Consider the following 17,155-nt stretch of genomic DNA (forward strand, 5'->3'; position numbering starts at 1 on the left):
TTACCCTACCTGAGAACACCATCAGAAATGCGGGCAAAAACCGAATTCTGTCATCGCCTGCCACTCCACCAACCGGCTCCAATGCTTACCCAGGCAAACGAAGTGCCGGCGTGCCCGCCGCCCTCATAAGCCGGGTTACGTCCGCTCTACCGGCGACTACTGCTGTCGGAGAGGAATCCGAGCAAATCGTGGCGCGTGAGCACACCGACGGGCTTGCCTTCCTCGACCACCATCACGGCATCGGACTCACGCAGTTTCTCGGCCGCCGCACTGACGAGTTCACCTGCACCGATAAGCGGCAACGGTGGGCTCATATGCTGCGACACGGCATCGGCAAGCTTTGCTCGACCCTCGAATACCGCGGAGAGCAGCTCGCGTTCCGACACGCTTCCCGCCACCTCCCCCGCCATCACAGGAGGCTCGGCACCCACGACCGGCATCTGCGAGACGCCGTACTCCCGCAGGATGCCGACGGCGTCGCGCACCGTCTCGGCCGGATGCGTGTGAACCAGGTCTGGCAGCGCACCGGACTTGCCGCGCAGCACGTCGCCGACGCTGGACTCCGTCACCGAACCATCCAGCCTGCTCCGCAGGAATCCGTACGACTGCATCCACGAGTCGTTGAAAACCTTTGAGAGATACCCACGTCCGCCATCGGGCAGCAGCACCACGACCACCGCATCCGGTCCGGCTTGCTCAGCCACCTTGATCGCCGCGACCGCGGCCATGCCGCATGACCCGCCAACGAGCAGCGCTTCCTCACGTGCCAGGCGGCGCGTCATCTCGAACGAGTCGGCATCCGACACCGCGATGATCTCGTCGGGCACCGTCGGGTCGTACGCGGACGGCCAGAAATCCTCGCCAACGCCCTCGACGAGGTAGGGCCGACCGGTGCCACCCGAGTAGACCGAGCCCTCCGGGTCGACGCCGATGATCTTCACCGCGCCGCCCGACACCTCCTTGAGGTAGCGCCCGGTGCCGGTGATGGTCCCTCCGGTGCCGACGCCGGCGACGAAATGGGTGACCTTGCCGTCGGTGTCGGCCCAGATCTCAGGACCGGTGGTCTCGTAGTGGCTCTCCGGCCCCATCGGGTTGGAGTACTGGTCAGGCTTCCAGGCACCGTCGATCTCCTCGACGAGCCGGTTGGACACGCTGTAGTAGCTGTCCGGGTCCTCGGGCGCCACCGCGGTGGGGCACACCACGACGTCGGCCCCGTACGCCCGCAGCACGTTCTGCTTGTCCTCGCTGACCTTGTCAGGGCACACGAAGATGCACTTGTAGCCGCGCAGCTGGGCGACCAGCGCCAAACCCACTCCGGTGTTCCCCGACGTCGGTTCGACGATGGTCCCGCCGGGCTTCAGCTCTCCGCTGGCCTCTGCGGCGTCGATCATCTTGATCGCGATGCGGTCCTTTGAGCTGCCGCCCGGGTTGAGGTATTCGATCTTGGCGGCCACGATCCCCGCCCCTTCGGGCACAACGGAGTTCAGTTGTACGAGGGGTGTGTTGCCGATGAGTTCACTGACGTGGCGCGCTATCCGCATGCGTCCATCGTGTCAGGCCCTCAGGTGCCTCACCACGTCGCCTCACGAATGTAGTCGCCGATCTGCTTCAGCGAGCGCGTCGCTTCCTTGACCGCGGGCGCTCCCAGCTGGAACACATGCATCTGACCTGGCCAGATCCGCACCTCGACAGGCACGCCTGCGGCGGCCAGCATGTGCGCGGCCTTGCGCGCATCGTTGAGCAGAACCTCCGAACCCGACACGTGGATCAGGGTGCGCGGCAGGCCGGACTCGATGTGATCGAGCGGTTCGTAGACCTCCTCGGGCTTGCCGTCGACGATATGACGCTCGGCGGCGGACTCGATCAGCTCAACCAGGGCATCGAACGCCTTGGGCGGGAACATCACGTCGGACCGCGCGTTCGGATGCTGCGCGCGTCCCTCGTTGTCGATCTCGAACAGCGGCGACATGGTGACCACTGCGGCGGGCAGCTCGTCCTCGAGGTGGAGCCTCTCGGCCAGCGCCAGCGACAGGTATCCGCCAGCGGAGTCACCGGCGAGCACGATCTGATCGGGCTCATACCCCTTGAGACGCAACCACTTGTAGGCGTCGTAACAGTCGTCGAGCGCCTGCCCGATCGAGTGCTTCGGGATCATCCGGTAGTTGACGACCAGGACCGGGGCGTCGGCGAACTGCGACAGGGCCGTCACCAGGCGCCCGTGCGAGTTCGCACCACACGTCAGGAACGCGCCACCGTGCATGTAGAGCACGACGCTGCGAGTGCCGTCGGCGGGAAGCACGCCCGCTGCGCGGACCAGCTGCGCGGTGCAGTTCCGCAGCGATATCGTGGCCCGCACCGTTCCCGGCGCAGGTCGCAGGACCCGCGAGACGATGTCGACAAGACCCCACGGCCAGGGCAAACGCGGTGCAAGGCTGCCGATGGTCAGTGTTGGCTTGATCGTCATCATCGCGGCCAGAGCAAACAACCTACCTGCCACGCTCGGACCGTCCTCGACGATCTCGACGGGCGCGCCGTCGCTGACAGGATAGCGTCGCGTTTTACGCGCCCTAGCTGCGCTTACTCCCGCTCTCGACGTCCCGATGAGCTTGCTTGGTGCCGTCATCGCCACCACTTCCCTACGCCGTTGTAGTGCCCGGTGCTGCTACTGCTTAGCCAGTCCAGGAAACTTAGCTTGACATCCCATGTTCAGTTCAACAATCAAGGGATTCATTTTGTTACCGGACTTGATACAGCACCGTGACCACCGAGCGCGCCTCGCCACGCGGGTGTCCGCTCACTCCGCGCCTAAACTGACGGCCGTGGGCATTCGCGCACCGCGTCGGTCGACTGTCGCCTTGGCGGCCGCGGCCGCGCTGGCATCCACGGGCTCTGCGTATGTCGGGGTCCGTAACCTGCTGAGCGGGCAGGCCGACCAGGCCCGCCGCGTCATCCCCAAGTCCTGGGACGTGCCACCCCGCGCCGACGGCGTCTACTCACCCGGCGGCGGACCGCCGGAGAGGTGGCACCGTGGAATCCCGTTCGACCTGCACCTGATGGTCTTCGGCGACTCGACCGCCACGGGTTATGGCTGCACGTACGCCGACGAGGTGCCCGGCGTGCTGATCGCCCGCGGGCTGGCCGAGAAGTCGGGCAAACGCGTCTGGCTGAGCACCAAGGCGATCGTCGGCGCCACCTCAAAGGGTCTGTCCGGGCAGATCGATGCGATGTTCGTCGCCGGCCCGCCCCCACACGCCGCCGTCGTCATGATCGGCGCCAATGACGTCACCGCCATGAACGGCATTCCGCAGTCCGCTCGTCGGTTGGGCGACGCCGTGCATCGGCTGAGGGCCAGCGGCGCCGTCGTCGTCGTGGGCACCTGCCCGGACTTCGGTGTCATCACCGCCATCCCGCAGCCGCTGCGCTGGGTGGCGCGCAACCTGGGGCGGCGATTGGCGCGTTCACAGGCATCAGCGGTGCGGGCCGCCGGCGGCGTTCCCGTGCCCTTCTCCGACCTGCTCACACCGGAGTTCCAGAAGGCTCCCGACGTGCTGTTCTCCCCCGACATGTTCCATCCGTCGGCGGCCGGCTACGCCCTGGCGGCCACGCAGCTGCTGCCTGCGCTCTGTAATGCGTTGGGCGAGCGCGCCGGTGACCCCGCGATGGAGCCTGCGCTGGAATCTCGGTCGGACGACGAGACGACGCTTCTGGCCCGGATCGGCGGCATCGGCAAGCTGTGGCGTCGCACGACGGGCGTACCCGCGCCGATCGTCGCACCGGTCACGGGTTAGGTTCGGGAGTAATCACCTCGAACTAGGAGTCGTAATGCCTGAAGCCGTCATCGTCGCCACAGCGCGTTCCCCGATCGGCCGCGCCGTCAAGGGATCCCTGGCCACCATGCGCCCCGACGACCTCGCCACGCAGATGGTTCGTGCCGCGCTGGACAAGGTGCCGTCCTTGGACCCCAAGGACATCGACGACCTGATGATGGGCTGCGCGCAGCCCGCCGGTGAGGCCGGCTACAACATCGCCCGCGCCGTCGCCGTCGAACTCGGCTACGACTTCCTGCCCGGCACCACGGTCAACCGCTACTGCTCGTCGTCGCTGCAGACCACGCGCATGGCGTTCCACGCGATCAAGGCCGGCGAGGGTGACGTGTTCATCTCCGCGGGCGTTGAGACGGTGTCGCGCTTCGGTGTCGGCGCGGCCGACGGTGCGCCCAACAGCAAGAACGAGATCTTCGCCGAGGCTCAGGCCCGCACCGCCAAGCAGGCCGAGGGTGCCACCGAGTGGCACGACCCCCGCCAGGACGGCACCATCCCGGACGTCTACATCGCGATGGGCCAGACCGCCGAGAACGTCGCGCTGTACAGCGGCGTCAGCCGTGAGGACCAGGATCACTGGGCCGTGCGCAGCCAGAACCGGGCCGAGGCGGCCATCAACAGCGGCTTCTTCGCCCGTGAGATCTCGCCGGTGACACTGGCCGACGGCACTGTCGTGTCGACCGACGACGGCCCCCGTGCAGGCACCACCTACGAGAAGATCAGCCAGCTTCAGCCCGTCTTCCGGCCGAACGGCACCATCACGGCGGGCAACGCGTGTCCGCTCAATGACGGTGCCGCAGCAGTGGTCATCATGAGCGACACCAAGGCCAAGCAGCTGGGGCTGACCCCGTTGGCGCGCATCGTGTCGACCGCCGTCTCGGGCCTGTCGCCGGAGATCATGGGCCTGGGCCCGATCGAGGCGATCAAGCGAGCACTCGCCAAGGCGGGCAAGAAGATCTCCGACATCGACCTGGTCGAGATCAACGAGGCGTTCGCCGTGCAGGTGCTCGGCTCGGCTCGGGAACTCGGCATCGACGAGGACCGGCTGAACGTGTCCGGCGGCGCCATCGCGCTGGGCCATCCCTTCGGCATGACGGGCGCACGCATCACCGCGACCCTGCTGAACAACCTTGCCACCCATGACAAGACGTTCGGCATTGAGTCGATGTGCGTCGGCGGCGGCCAGGGCATGGCGATGGTCGTGGAGCGCTTGTCCTAACACCTCCCTCGCGCGACACCTCCCTCGCGCGAAACTGCGGTGAGATCGCGAATTCTCGACATTTCGCGATCTCACCGCAGTCTCGATTCTCGCGCGTCGCGCACCCGGCTCACTATCTCCTGCCGGCGTTGCTCCGCCACAACACGTACAACCAGCCATCCGACAGCATGCAGATACTCCATTCGGATGATGTCGCTCTTGTAGCTCGGCCTGTCGACGCGGTGATGCTCACCGTCGTACTCGACCGCCACCATCAAGTCCTCCCAGCCCATGTCGAGGCGATAGCGCGTCTCTCCACTTCGCCCTGGCACTGGAATTTGGGTACGCGGTCTCGGAAAACCCGCGTCGATCAACAGAAGTCGAAGCCACGTCTCCTTGAGTGACTCGGCACCCGGATCGTGTAGATCGAGCGCCGCCTCCAACCGGCGCAGGCCCCTGGAACCGCGATGTCGAATCGCCAACTCGTCCACGTCGGCAACGCGAAGCGGCATCGCGTTGCCCAGTGCATCGAGTCTGGCGACGGCGTCGACGCGACCGCGACGGCGGCCGATGTCGAAGGCCGTACGTTCCGGTGTGGTGATCCGCATGCCATCGGACTCGATGAATTCATCGCCCAGTAGCCGATAGTCGTACGTGTGCATGCCCTTCGGAGGTCTGGCGTTCGGCCAGACCAGTTCGATCGGCAGCGAATCGTCCACCCACTTCGCCCCATGCAACGCAGAAGCCGTCAGTCCGGCGACGACACCTTCCCGGTGCGACCACAGCCAGGCTGCGCGGGCGCGGTGGGTGAGTACGGGCTCCACGTCGCGGTGGAGGTAGACATCGGGAAAGATCGATGCGAAATCGCTTCGGAGTTCGTGTTTGGCCACCAAACCCGATGCGACAGCTGCACTGCCGATAAAAGGACCATCGTGGATACGCATGACCTCCACGATGGCGGCTCAAGGGCCGGCTCAACCCGCTCGAAACTGCTACCAGATCGCGATCTGGGGATGAATCGCGATCTGTTAGCAGTTTCGGCGGACGCAAATGGACAAAAAGAAAGGCGCCCGCTATCGCGGACGCCTTTCCAGGGGTTGGTTACTAGTCGTTGTTGAAATACGACAGCAACCGCAGGATTTCGAGGTACAGCCAGACCAGGGTGACGGTCAGGCCAAGGGCGATTCCCCACGCGGCCTTCTCCGGCGCACCGGCGCGGATCATCTGATCGGCCGAGTCGAAGTCGATCAGGAACATGAACGCCGCGAGACCGATGCAGACGAGCGAGAAGATGATCGCGAGCGGGCCACCGCTGCGAAGCCCGAAGCCCTCGCCGCCGCCCACGCCGAACAGCGCGAGCACCAGGTTGAGCAGCATGATGGCCATCACACCGAACAACGCTGCCACCAGCATTCGGGTGAACTTGGGCGTAACCCGAATGGCGCCCGTCTTGTAGACGAAGAGCATGCCGACGAATACGCCGATGGTGCCGAAGATCGCCTGCGCAATCATTCCGGGGCCACCGGTGGAGACGAGGTTCGCGAACATGAACGACGCCGCACCCAGGAAGAGACCCTCCAGCGCCGCGTAGGTCAGCACGATGGCGGGGTTGTCCTGCTTGCGACCGAACGTCGCGATCATGACCAGCGCGAAGCCACCGAGGCCACCGACGAGCACGAACGGCATCATCAGCGACATGTTGGAGGACACCAGGAAGTAGGAGACGACCGCGACGGCTGTCAGAACCGCCAGGGTGACCCCGGTCTTGGTGACGACGTCATCGATGGTCAGCGGCCGGGCGACGCCCTTCTGCTGCTGATCGGGGTACTGCGCCGTGTAGGGGTCGGCGTGCACCGCCTGGGCACCGTAGCCAGCGGCTCCGGTACCGAACTGCGCGTATCCGCCTTGCTGCCCCTTGGGCAGTGAACGGAATACCGGGTTGCTGCTTTCGCGCACCGTCGGATCCTCTCCTGTGCTGTGTTTCGTCTGATGACGAATACTCCACCAACGATCAGCGTGGCAGACAAGGTTCCCCGCCGTCGACTTTCGTTTCGTGGTTTCTGTGAACTTCCTCAGCGTGACGCTACCCGTCGCATCGTCGCCGAGCCCGACGTTCTACATTGCTGACGTGACAGAAAACGAGGACGTCCTAGTAAGTACGCAGAATGGCGTCGGCCTCATGACCCTGAACAGGCCAAAGGCGATCAACTCTCTCAACTACGCCATGGTCACCGCTATGGCGAACGCCGTGGAGGCATGGGCCACCGACGACGACGTCCACACGCTACTGCTGACAGGGGCCGGCGAACGCGGCCTGTGCGCGGGCGGCGACGTCGTCGCGATCTACCACGACGCCAAATCCGGTGGCACCGAATCGCTCGCCTTCTGGCGTGACGAGTACATCCTCAACGCCCGCATCGCCAACTACCCCAAGCCCTATGTCGCGGTGATGGACGGCATCGTGATGGGCGGTGGCGTCGGCGTCAGTGCGCACGGGAGCGTGCGGGTCGTCACCGACACGACCAAGATGGGCATGCCCGAGGTGGGCATCGGGTTCATCCCCGACGTCGGCGGAACCTACCTTTTGGCCCGCACACCCGGGCTGCTCGGTGTGCACGCCGCGCTGACCGGCGCACCGTTCTCGGGGGCGGACGCCATCGCGATGGGCTTCGCCGATCACTACGTACCGCACGACGCCCTCGACGCCTTCAAGGCCGCCGTGATCGCCGACGGCGCCGACGCCGCGCTGTCGGCCCACGCCATCGAGCCGCCTGCCAGCACGCTGCTCGCACAACAACACTGGATCGACCACTGCTACGCTGCGGAGACGGTCGCCGACATCATCGCCGAGCTGCGCGGTCACGATGCCGAACCCGCCAACGACGCGGCCAAGCTGATCGCCACCAGATCGCCGATCGCGCTGGCCGTCACGCTGGAGGCGGTCCGTCGCGCGGCCAAACTCGATACCCTGGAAGACGTTCTGCGCGAGGAGTTCCGGACGTCATCGGCGGCGTTGAGGTCCCACGATCTGGTCGAGGGCATCCGCGCCCAACTCGTCGACAAGGACCGCAATCCGAAGTGGTCGCCGGCTGACCTGACACAGTGCACCGAGGCCGACGTCGCGGCCTATTTCGCACCAGCCGACCCCGACCTCACCTTCCCCGGACAGGAGTAACCATGAGCACGAGCTACGAGACCATCCTGGTCACACGCGAGGACCGCGTCGCCATCATCACACTGAACCGCCCGAAGGCCCTCAACGCCCTCAACAGCCAGGTGATGGCCGATATCACCGCGGCCACAGCCGAACTGGACGCCGACCCCGGCGTCGGCGCGATCCTGCTCACCGGCAATGAGCGAGCCTTCGCTGCGGGCGCCGACATCAAGGAGATGGCCGAGCTGTCGTTCGCCGACGTCTTCGACACCGACTTCTTCGCCTCTTGGTCGAAGTTCGCCGCCACCCGCACGCCTACCATCGCCGCGGTCGCCGGCTACGCGTTGGGCGGTGGCTGCGAGTTGGCGATGATGTGCGACATCCTGATCGCCGCCGACACAGCGAAGTTCGGCCAGCCCGAGATCAAGCTCGGCGTGCTGCCGGGCATGGGCGGAAGCCAGCGTCTGACGCGCGCCATCGGCAAGGCCAAGGCGATGGATCTGATCCTCACCGGACGCAACATGGATGCCGAGGAGGCCGAACGCGCCGGCCTCGTCGCGCGCGTCGTGCCCGCGGACAGCCTGCTCGAGGAGGCCAAGGCCGTCGCCGCCACCATCGCCGGAATGTCGCGGTCCGCGTCGCGGATGGCCAAGGAGGCCGTCAATCGCGCCTTCGAGACCACCCTCGACGAGGGGCTGCTCTACGAGCGCCGGCTGTTCCACTCGGCCTTCGCCACCGATGACCAGACCGAGGGCATGGCAGCCTTCGTCGAGAAGCGCCCACCGAACTTCACCCACCGCTAATATTCGCGGGTGACCGACACCGACACCCTGGCACCCAAGGACCCGCAGGAGCCCTCGGCCGCACCGGAACCCACACCGGAGGACGAGTCCTCGCAGGTCCAGCCGCCGTGGTGGCTTCGGCACTACACGTTCTTCGGCACCGCCATTGGGCTGGTGTTCATCTGGCTCTCGATGACGCCGTCGCTGCTGCCCCGCGGTCCGCTGTTCCAGGGCGCGGTGAGCGGGGCCGCGGGCGCGATCGGATACGCCATCGGCGTGTTCGGGGTCTGGCTCGTGCGCTACATGCGCTCCAAGGAGACCTCCCCGCGCGCGCCGACGTGGGCATGGCTGGCGCTGCTCGTCGTTGGCGTGATCGGTCAGGTCCTGGCGATCATCTGGTTCCACGTCTGGCAGGACGATGTCCGCGACTTCATGGGCGTGCCGCGGCTGGGCTTCTGGGACCATCCGCTGACCGCCGTGCTCGCGCTCGTCTTCCTGTTCGCCTTTGTCGAAATCGGCCAGCTGGTGGGCAGATTGGTGCGATATCTGGTTCGTCAACTGGACCGGTTCGCGCCGCCACGGGTGTCGGCGGTTGTGGTCGTCGGCCTGCTGCTGGCGCTCAGCATCGCGCTCCTGAACGGTGTCGTGGTGCGCGTCGCGATGGACGTGCTGAACAAGTCCTTCGCCTCGGTCAACGACGAACTCGACGCCGACAATCCCGCTCCCACCAGCGATTTGCGATCGGGTGGTCCTGGGTCGCTGGTCACCTGGGACTCACTGGGCCACCAGGGTCGCGTCTTCGTCGGCGGCGGCCCGACGGTCGACGAACTCACGAATTTCAACAACGCCCCTGCCATCGAGCCGATCCGCGTGTACGCGGGTAAGAACTCCGCAGAGGACCTCAAGGCCACCGCCGCCCTTGCCGCCCAGGAGCTTCTGCGCACCGGTGGCCTGAACCGCGACGTCGTGGCCGTGGCCACCACGACCGGCACCGGCTGGATCAACGCCGCCGAGGCATCGTCGTTGGAGTTCATGTACAACGGCAACACCGCGATCGTCTCGATGCAGTACTCCTATCTGCCCAGCTGGTTGTCGTTCCTCGTCGACAAGGAGAACGCCCGTCAGGCCGCCCAGGCGTTGTTCGAGGCGGTCGACGCGTTGGTCCGCGTGATGCCCGAGGCCGACCGTCCGAAGCTCGTGGTGTTCGGCGAGAGCCTGGGGTCGTTCGGCGGGGAGACACCGTTCCTGTCCCTGAACAATCTGCTCGCCCGCACCGACGGCGCACTGTTCTCCGGGCCCACGTTCAACAACACGATCTGGACCCACCTGACACAGAACCGCGACGCGGGATCCCCCGAGTGGCTGCCGATCTTCGACGAGGGCCAGAACGTCCGGTTCGCGGCCGAGCCGAAGAACCTCGACCGGCCCGACGCGCCCTGGGGCACACCGCGCGTGGTGTATATGCAGCACGCGTCGGATCCGATCGCCTGGTGGAATCCGGATCTCCTGTTCGCCAAGCCCGATTGGCTCAAGGAGCCGCGCGGCTACGACGTGTCACCCGAGATGGAGTGGATTCCCGTGGTGACGTTCCTACAGGTGTCGGCCGATATGGCGGTCGCCATCGACGTTCCGGACGGCCACGGCCACGTCTACATTCGGGACGTGGCGAACGCATGGGCGGCCATAATGCAGCCACCCGGGTGGACACCGGAGAAGACCGAGCGGCTACGACCGCTGCTGCTCCGCGGGTACTCGAGCTGACGCGACCAGATCAGTTGAGCTGGGGCAACACACCGGCGGACTTCAGCGCCTGATAGCCGCCGACGACGTCGGTGGAGCGGTGCAGACCGAGATCCCGCAACGCGGCCGCCGCCAGGCTCGACGTGTAGCCCTCCGAGCACAGCACCACCCATTCGACGTCGTCGCCGACGGCCTCGGGCAGTTTGGCGTCGCTGGTGGGGTCGCATCGCCACTCCAGCACATTGCGCTCGATGACGAGGGCGGCGGCGACGTCACCCTCGCGGGCGCGCTGCGCGGCGGGACGGATGTCGACCAGCAGGGCGCCGCGCGCAAGTGCGTCGGGAACGTCGCGTGCCGCGATCCGCTCGAGCTTGGCGCGCGCCGCGTCCAGGACGGCGTCGATTCGGCTTGCCACTACTCCCCCTCCGGCTTGTCGGTCAGTTCGGTCCGGTTGCGGCGCAGGGTGTTCCGCCCCGTCACCTCGTAGTACGACATGGCGGTCAGGGGCGGCGAGTAGGCGTGCACGCTGAGTGTCGGACCGCCCACTGCGCCCACCTTCCTCTGACCGCTCACGCTTATGGACTCCGGCGCCCACACCACGTCGTGCACCCACCCCAGCGGGAACCCCGCCTGGTCGCCGGCCTCCAGCCGACGGGTGCGCAGCGCCTCGCCGTCCCAGCGGGTCTCCGCCAACGCGCCCGAGACCACCGTCAACGCACCCAGCGAGCCGCAGTGGTCGTGCAGTTCGGTGGAGCGTTCGGGTACCCAGCTGATCAGCCAGACGTCGAGTTCGTCGTCGCCGCGCAGACGCGTGAACCAGCGCTCGTCGGTCGGTACCCCGCCGGGCGGCAGGACATGGCGGTAGCGCCCCGACAGCACGTCGTCGGCGGCTTGATCGGTGGCTTGAAGTAGGTCGGGCACACGCAACCGGGTGGGCGCGAGGACCAACGGTGCGGGCGTGGGTGCAACAGACACAGATGCAACGGACATGGTGGTGCGAACTCCAGGGTGAGTGGACGGTCAGGGGGTCGGCGTCAAGCCCGACAACACTCCTGCGACACGGTCCGCTCCAGCACGTTGGCGAGTGTTGCATAGATTGGCACCATGCGCACGAACCCCCTCCTGGCGATGACGGCAGCGGCGATCGTCGGCGCCATGGCCCTGTCCGGCTGTTCATCGGGGTCCGAGGAGGGCGGCACCGAGTCGTCACAGCCGTCGGTCTCGGCCGAGACGGGGCAACCCACACAGACCACGCAGACGACTGAGGCCCACACCGCGGCGCCCGGCGCGACCGGCGTCTCGCCGGGTGGCGTCACCACGGCGGTCGGCGCGCCGGCCGTGTCGACCGAGGATGAGTACTTCAAGGCCTGCCTGGCGGCCAAGACGTGGATGGCCGGGCGGGGCACCGACGCCAAGGCTCAGTTCGAGCCCTATCTGGCCGATCTGCAGTCCACGGACGCCGCGGGACCAGGCACATTCGACACGCCGTGGTCGCAACTGGCACCGGAACGGCAGGCAGCGGTCATCGTCGCGGCCGAGGCCGCAGCCGACGATCTCTGCGGCTAGCCCCGTCTTTTAATCACGGCTGCGAGAAACCCCGGGTAGCGCCCACTGCCAGCCGGATCCCACCGCGTCCCGCCGACGCCGCCACACGCGACTCCGGGACCGAGATGCGTTGACGACACAGACAATTAGACCGTCTAGCTGTAGTGGCGTGGCTCACAAAAGCGGTTATGCTGTGTCCCGCATCACTTCGAGAGGACTGCAGATGTTCGGATCGCATGACAACGGTGTGGACAAGTCCCATTCCGGGCTCCCGCCCGCCGCGCACGGATCGATCAGCGGCACGCGGGTACTGATGGGCCTTCTGCTTCTCTTGATCGCCATCGCGGCGATCAGCGGCATCGTGGTGTCCCTCTCGAGCGGACAGCCGACCGTCGCCTTCATCATCGGCCTCGTCGCCGTCGCCTTCTTCAGCCGAATCGGCTGCTAGTAGGCAATCCGCCGACCTGGCCCCTTCGCTCGACCTCTGCTTCTGCGCGCGATTGGCGATGCTTGGTGGGACGATGACTGCCATGCGGGTGGCACTGGCGCTCGGTAGTGGCGGCGCGCGCGGCTACGCGCACATCGGCGTTATCAACGAGCTGCGCGATCGCGGGCACGACATCGTCGGCATCTCCGGGTCGTCCATGGGCGCGCTGGTCGGCGGACTGCAGGCGGCCGACAAGCTCGACGACTACACCACCTGGGCGAGTTCACTGACGCAGCGCGCAGTTCTGCGACTGCTTGATCCGTCCCTCACCGCGGCGGGCGTGCTGCGCGCCGAGAAGATCCTGGACGCCGTCCGGGAGATCCTCGGCGACGTGGCAATCGAGGACCTGCCGATCCCGTACACGTCGGTCAGCACCGACCTGGTCACCGGACGGTCTGTGTGGTTGCAGCGCGGTCCCGTCGTGGACGCGATCCGGGCGTCGATCGCCATCCCCGGCGTCATCAGCCCGCACGTGCTCGACGGGCGGCTCCTCGCCGACGGCGGCATCCTCGATCCGCTGCCGATGGCGCCACTCGCGGCGGTCAGGGCCGATGTGACAATCGCCGTCAGCCTCAACGGCGATGACCCAACCGGCCACGACCTGCATCGTGACGAGCCGGGGCAACGGTCGAGTGCGGAGATTCTGAGCCGGATGTGGCGCAGCACGACAGCGCTGCTCGACACCGCCTCGGCGCGAACACTTCTCGACACTCCGGCAGCCCGCTCCGTGATGAGCCGATTCAGCACGTCGGAGGTTGTGGACGGCGACCCAATCACCGACGCCGACCCGATGCCCATCCCCAGGCTCGGCGGGTTCGAGGTGATGAACCGAGCCATCGACATCGCGCAGGCCGCGCTCATGCGGCACACGCTGGCCTCCTACCCGCCAGATCTGCTCATCGAGGTGCCGCGCACCGCGGCCCGCAGCCTGGAGTACTACCGCGCCAACGAAGTCATCGACATCGGCCAGGAACTCGCGGCGCTGGCGTTGGACACGTTCATCGACCTCGACACGGCGTCGCCCGACAAAGCGTCGCCCGACAAAGCATCGCCCGGCACGTCGGAGTCCGCCGACACGTCAGAGTCGTAGGAACTCCGCCACCCGCTGTGCCTCGCGCCGGCCCTGGGCCCGGCCCGCGTGCGCCGACGGGATCCGGCACGCCGGGTCCAACGGGTTGCGGCCGAACGCGGCCAACGCGTCGTCGTCGGCGAACACCGCCAGCGCCGAATCGCCCAACTCCGCAATCTCGCGCACCGCGCCGTCACCGAACGGCGACGGCGCGTTCTGCCCCGACGGCACCAGCGCGACCACAACTTCGCAGTCAGCCGCCACCGCCGTGTTGACGGTGCTACCGACACCGCCGTCCATGTAGCGGCGGCCCGCGATCGTCACCGGCGGCCAGACACCAGGAACGGCGCAGCTGGCGGCGACCGCGTCGACGAGCGGCACCCCGGAGTCGCCGTCGAACACCACCAGCTCACCCGTCGCCACGTCGATCGCCGTGACCCGCAACACCCGCTGTGGCCAGTCATGTGACGGCAGTCGGTGAGCGATCACCTGGCGGCGCACGGGCTCCGCGACGGTCTCGGTTGACAGCGCGATCTCGCCTATCCGCTGCAGCTTCTGCTCCGTGGTGGCACCCGGGGTGAGCATCGCGGTGACGAACAGATCGGCGATGGCTGCGATGTCGACGCCCGAGTCGATCTCGTGGGATGTCTCGGCGATCTGGCGGGCGAACAGATCCTCAAGGGTCGCGCCGCTGCCCAGCTGCGCGGCGACCGTCGACCCCGCCGAGGTGCCGAGTAGAACATCGGAGGCCAGCAGCGTCGACGCCGCGAGCGGCGATACGTCGGCGATACCGCAGAGGATGCCGGTCTCCCAGGCGATGCCAGCCAGTCCCCCACCTGCGAGTACGAGTCCACGTTTGGTCACGGAAGTCGAGTGTGCCAAACGCCCGATTCCTGCCGGACTCAGACGGCGGTGTAGCCTGGGCCGCGTGACCATCGTGCGTGCCAGCTATTGGCGCTTTATCCAGGCTCCGGGCGGAGCCGATAAAGCGCAGCACTAAGCACGCATCCACCCGGAGCCCAGGCAGTGACCATCAGGTCGCTGCCTTTCGTCATTCAAGGGCGCCGGACTCACTGCGGTGCCCCCACCAGAAAGGCACCCAAACATGAACCTGGCGCAGATCGCCACACCGCCGACGACGTCGGACCGGCGGATCCGAAGTTTCAGCGCGATTCCCAGCCCGCACGACGTGCTCGCCGAGTTCCCGCTGGGGGCCGCGCGCGCTGAGCGGGTGGCCCGCGACCGCGATGAGATCGCCGACATCCTCGCCGGCCGCGACGATCGCCTGCTGGTTGTGGTGGGACCGTGCTCGGTGCATGACCCGGCCGCAGCACTGGATTACGCCCGGCGGCTGGTCAAGGTCGCCGACGACCTGCGCGATCGGCTGAAGATCGTGATGCGCGTCTACTTCGAGAAGCCTCGCACCACCACCGGGTGGAAGGGTCTGATCAACGATCCGGGGATGGACAACACGTTCGATGTGACCCGCGGTCTGCGCGTCGCCCGACAACTGCTGCTCGACATCATCGACATCGGCCTGCCGGTGGGGTGTGAGTTCCTGGAACCGACCAGCCCGCAGTACATCGCCGATGCCGTGGCGTGGGGGGCGATCGGCGCCCGTACCACCGAGTCTCAGGTGCACCGCCAGCTGGCGTCGGGCCTGTCGATGCCGGTCGGGTTCAAGAACGGCACCGATGGCAACATCCAGGTCGCCGTCGACGGCGTGAAAGCGGCTGCCGCCCAGCACGTCTTCTTCGGCATGGACGATCTCGGACGCGGCGCGGTGGTGAGCACCGCGGGCAATGAGGACTGCCACGTGATCCTGCGCGGGGGCACCGACGGCCCGAACCACGATGCGGAGTCGGTGAACGTCGCGGCGGCCAAACTGACCAAGGCCGGGCTGCCCGGACGTGTCGTGATCGATTGCAGCCACGCCAATTCCGGTAAGGACCACATCCGCCAGGCGGCGGTCGCCACCGAGGTGGCGCAGCTGGTGCGCGACGGATTGCCGGTCAGCGGCGTGATGCTGGAGAGCTTCCTGGTCGGCGGGGCCCAGGCACCCGAGGCCGTTCCGCTGACTTACGGACAGTCGGTGACCGACAAGTGCATGGATTGGGACTCAACCGATCTGGTGCTGCGCACGCTCGCCGGCGGCGGGTCCGCCTAGCGCCCAAACCGACGAAATGGCTGCGCGAATCCGTGCAGTAGCAGCCACTTCGTCAGTTTCGCGGAAGGTAGCCCACAGACCCGCGGCTGCGCCATGATGGCAGGGGCGGCATCGAGCCATCGCCGCCTGCGACGAACGGGAGCGACATGGTTGACACGATGCGGGCCCAGCGGTTCTACGCCGACACGAAGACGATTGCGGTGGAGAGCGTTCCAATCCCTGAACCGGGCCCGGGGGAGGTGCTGGTCAAGGTCGCGTTCTGCGGTATCTGCCACTCCGACCTGAGCCTGATCAACGGCACCTTCCCCGCCCAACTGCCGGTGGTGACCCAGGGCCACGAGGCGTCGGGCACCATCGCGAAGCTCGGTGCAGGCGTCACCGGCTGGGCCGAGGGCGACCGGGTGGTCGTCGCCGCAGGCAGGCCCTGCATGGACTGCGTCAACTGTCGGCGTGGTGACGTGTCCAACTGCCTGCGGATCCGCTTGATGGCCTTCGCGTATGACGGCGCGTGGGCCGAGTACACGGTGGCACAGGCGTTCGGACTCACCAGGGTTCCGGACAACGTGGCGATGGAGCAGGCGGCCATCCTGGCGGATGCGGTCTCCACGCCGTTCGGGGCCGTCGTGCGGACTGCCAACGTCGGGGTCGGTGAGTCGGTAGGGGTGTGGGGCGTCGGCGGACTCGGCACCCACATGGTGCAGTTGGCTCGCCTCGTCGGGGCCGCGCCGATCATCGCCGTCGACATCAAACCCTCCATTCTGGATCGGGCGCTCGCCGTCGGCGCCGACTACGCGTTCGAGGCCGGCGATCCGAAGCTGCACGACAAGATTCTCGAGGTCACCGACGGTCGCAACCTGGACGTCGCATTCGACGCGGTCGGGCTGGCCTCCACGTTCGAGCAGGCCCTGAACAGCCTGACGGTCGGTGGGCGACTGGTCGGTGTCGGCATGAGTGCCGACGCACCGACGATCGGGCCCACCTCGATGTTCAACCTCTTCAAACGACAGGTACTCGGCCACCTCGGCTACCAGAACGCCGATATCGCCACGTTGGCGAATCTGGTGTCGCGCGGCCGCCTGGACCTTTCGCGGTCCATCAGTGACGTGGTGTCACTGGAGGACGTAAGGCTGGGTATAGAGAAGCTCGACAAGGCCGACGGAGACCCGATCCGAATCCTGGTCGCGCCCTGACG

The 17,155-nt window shown here is 66.9% G+C and carries 17 protein-coding genes; 10 read left to right on the forward strand and 7 right to left on the reverse strand.

Translation table 11 applies throughout. The features are described 5' to 3' along the window. Positions 1-146 precede the first annotated feature (146 nt). The gene (locus ABIA65_RS09205) at positions 147-1,541 is read right to left on the reverse strand and encodes a cystathionine beta-synthase (RefSeq protein ID WP_241403611.1); all 1,395 of its coding nucleotides are present in this window, start codon (positions 1,539-1,541) and stop codon (positions 147-149) included. Between the two features lie 29 nt (positions 1,542-1,570). Next, positions 1,571-2,623, reverse strand: a complete 1,053-nt coding sequence (locus tag ABIA65_RS09210; protein ID WP_354523320.1) for an alpha/beta hydrolase — start codon at positions 2,621-2,623, stop codon at positions 1,571-1,573. A 196-nt stretch (positions 2,624-2,819) separates the two neighbouring features. Between ABIA65_RS09210 and ABIA65_RS09215 the strand changes: the two genes are divergently transcribed. Together ABIA65_RS09215 and ABIA65_RS09220 are read left to right on the forward strand one after the other, a co-directional pair. After that, positions 2,820-3,788: an SGNH/GDSL hydrolase family protein gene (locus ABIA65_RS09215; protein ID WP_354523321.1), complete on the forward strand. Its 969-nt coding sequence runs from the start codon at positions 2,820-2,822 to the stop codon at positions 3,786-3,788. Positions 3,789-3,822: 34 nt separating this feature from the next. Beyond that, a complete protein-coding gene (locus ABIA65_RS09220; protein WP_354523322.1) occupies positions 3,823-5,040 on the forward strand; it encodes an acetyl-CoA C-acetyltransferase in 1,218 nt (405 codons plus the stop codon). Between the two features lie 71 nt (positions 5,041-5,111). Here ABIA65_RS09220 and ABIA65_RS09225 read toward each other — a convergent pair whose 3' ends face one another. Both ABIA65_RS09225 and ABIA65_RS09230 read right to left on the reverse strand, forming a co-directional pair. Continuing rightward, a complete protein-coding gene (locus ABIA65_RS09225) occupies positions 5,112-5,963 on the reverse strand; it encodes a type IV toxin-antitoxin system AbiEi family antitoxin (RefSeq protein WP_354523323.1) in 852 nt (283 codons plus the stop codon). A gap of 160 nt (positions 5,964-6,123) precedes the next feature. Beyond that, complete coding sequence (locus tag ABIA65_RS09230; protein WP_241403606.1) at positions 6,124-6,975, reverse strand: Bax inhibitor-1/YccA family protein; 852 nt, start codon at positions 6,973-6,975, stop codon at positions 6,124-6,126. Between the two features lie 172 nt (positions 6,976-7,147). Here ABIA65_RS09230 and ABIA65_RS09235 point away from each other — a divergent pair, with 172 nt between their 5' ends. From ABIA65_RS09235 to ABIA65_RS09245, 3 genes are read left to right on the forward strand one after another with little or no spacing between them, the layout of a single operon-like run. Then, a complete protein-coding gene (locus ABIA65_RS09235) occupies positions 7,148-8,194 on the forward strand; it encodes an enoyl-CoA hydratase/isomerase family protein (RefSeq protein ID WP_354523324.1) in 1,047 nt (348 codons plus the stop codon). Positions 8,195-8,196: 2 nt separating this feature from the next. Next, positions 8,197-8,976 (forward strand): enoyl-CoA hydratase, encoded by a 780-nt coding sequence (locus tag ABIA65_RS09240; protein WP_354523325.1) that lies wholly within the window; start codon positions 8,197-8,199, stop codon positions 8,974-8,976. Between the two features lie 9 nt (positions 8,977-8,985). Further along, a complete protein-coding gene (locus tag ABIA65_RS09245; RefSeq protein WP_354523326.1) occupies positions 8,986-10,716 on the forward strand; it encodes an alpha/beta hydrolase in 1,731 nt (576 codons plus the stop codon). A gap of 10 nt (positions 10,717-10,726) precedes the next feature. On the opposite strand, the gene ABIA65_RS09250 is transcribed toward ABIA65_RS09245, so the two are convergent. Both ABIA65_RS09250 and ABIA65_RS09255 read right to left on the reverse strand, forming a co-directional pair. Continuing rightward, on the reverse strand, positions 10,727-11,110 hold the full coding sequence (locus ABIA65_RS09250; RefSeq protein ID WP_354523327.1) for a rhodanese-like domain-containing protein: 384 nt from the start codon (positions 11,108-11,110) through the stop codon (positions 10,727-10,729). Further along, positions 11,110-11,685 carry a cupin domain-containing protein gene (locus ABIA65_RS09255; protein WP_354523328.1) on the reverse strand — a complete coding sequence of 192 codons (576 nt, stop codon included), beginning with the start codon at positions 11,683-11,685 and terminating at the stop codon, positions 11,110-11,112. Before ABIA65_RS09255 ends, ABIA65_RS09250 begins: the two co-directional genes overlap by 1 nt. A gap of 114 nt (positions 11,686-11,799) precedes the next feature. On the opposite strand from ABIA65_RS09255, the gene lpqV reads away from it, so the two are divergent. The 3 genes from lpqV to ABIA65_RS09270 all read left to right on the forward strand — a co-directional run bounded on the left by lpqV (position 11,800) and on the right by ABIA65_RS09270 (position 13,817). Continuing rightward, positions 11,800-12,261 (forward strand): lipoprotein LpqV, encoded by a 462-nt coding sequence (lpqV, locus tag ABIA65_RS09260; RefSeq protein ID WP_354523329.1) that lies wholly within the window; start codon positions 11,800-11,802, stop codon positions 12,259-12,261. A gap of 202 nt (positions 12,262-12,463) precedes the next feature. Continuing rightward, entirely contained in the window at positions 12,464-12,688 is a 225-nt protein-coding gene (locus tag ABIA65_RS09265) for a hypothetical protein (RefSeq protein WP_241403599.1), read from the forward strand. 82 nt (positions 12,689-12,770) lie between these two features. Next, positions 12,771-13,817: a patatin-like phospholipase family protein gene (locus tag ABIA65_RS09270; protein WP_354523749.1), complete on the forward strand. Its 1,047-nt coding sequence runs from the start codon at positions 12,771-12,773 to the stop codon at positions 13,815-13,817. Here the strand turns inward: ABIA65_RS09270 and ABIA65_RS09275 are convergent. Then, on the reverse strand, positions 13,806-14,732 hold the full coding sequence (locus ABIA65_RS09275) for a patatin-like phospholipase family protein (protein ID WP_354523330.1): 927 nt from the start codon (positions 14,730-14,732) through the stop codon (positions 13,806-13,808). The two genes, ABIA65_RS09270 and ABIA65_RS09275, sit on opposite strands and share 12 nt — an antisense overlap. 169 nt (positions 14,733-14,901) lie before the next feature. Between ABIA65_RS09275 and ABIA65_RS09280 the strand changes: the two genes are divergently transcribed. Together ABIA65_RS09280 and ABIA65_RS09285 are read left to right on the forward strand one after the other, a co-directional pair. Further along, complete coding sequence (locus ABIA65_RS09280; RefSeq protein ID WP_354523331.1) at positions 14,902-15,963, forward strand: 3-deoxy-7-phosphoheptulonate synthase; 1,062 nt, start codon at positions 14,902-14,904, stop codon at positions 15,961-15,963. 146 nt (positions 15,964-16,109) lie between these two features. Next, positions 16,110-17,153 (forward strand): zinc-binding dehydrogenase, encoded by a 1,044-nt coding sequence (locus tag ABIA65_RS09285; protein ID WP_241403596.1) that lies wholly within the window; start codon positions 16,110-16,112, stop codon positions 17,151-17,153. The last annotated feature ends 2 nt before the right edge of the window (positions 17,154-17,155 follow it).

This window comes from Mycolicibacterium sp. 624, assembly GCF_040548615.1.
GTDB lineage: Bacteria > Actinomycetota > Actinomycetes > Mycobacteriales > Mycobacteriaceae > Mycobacterium.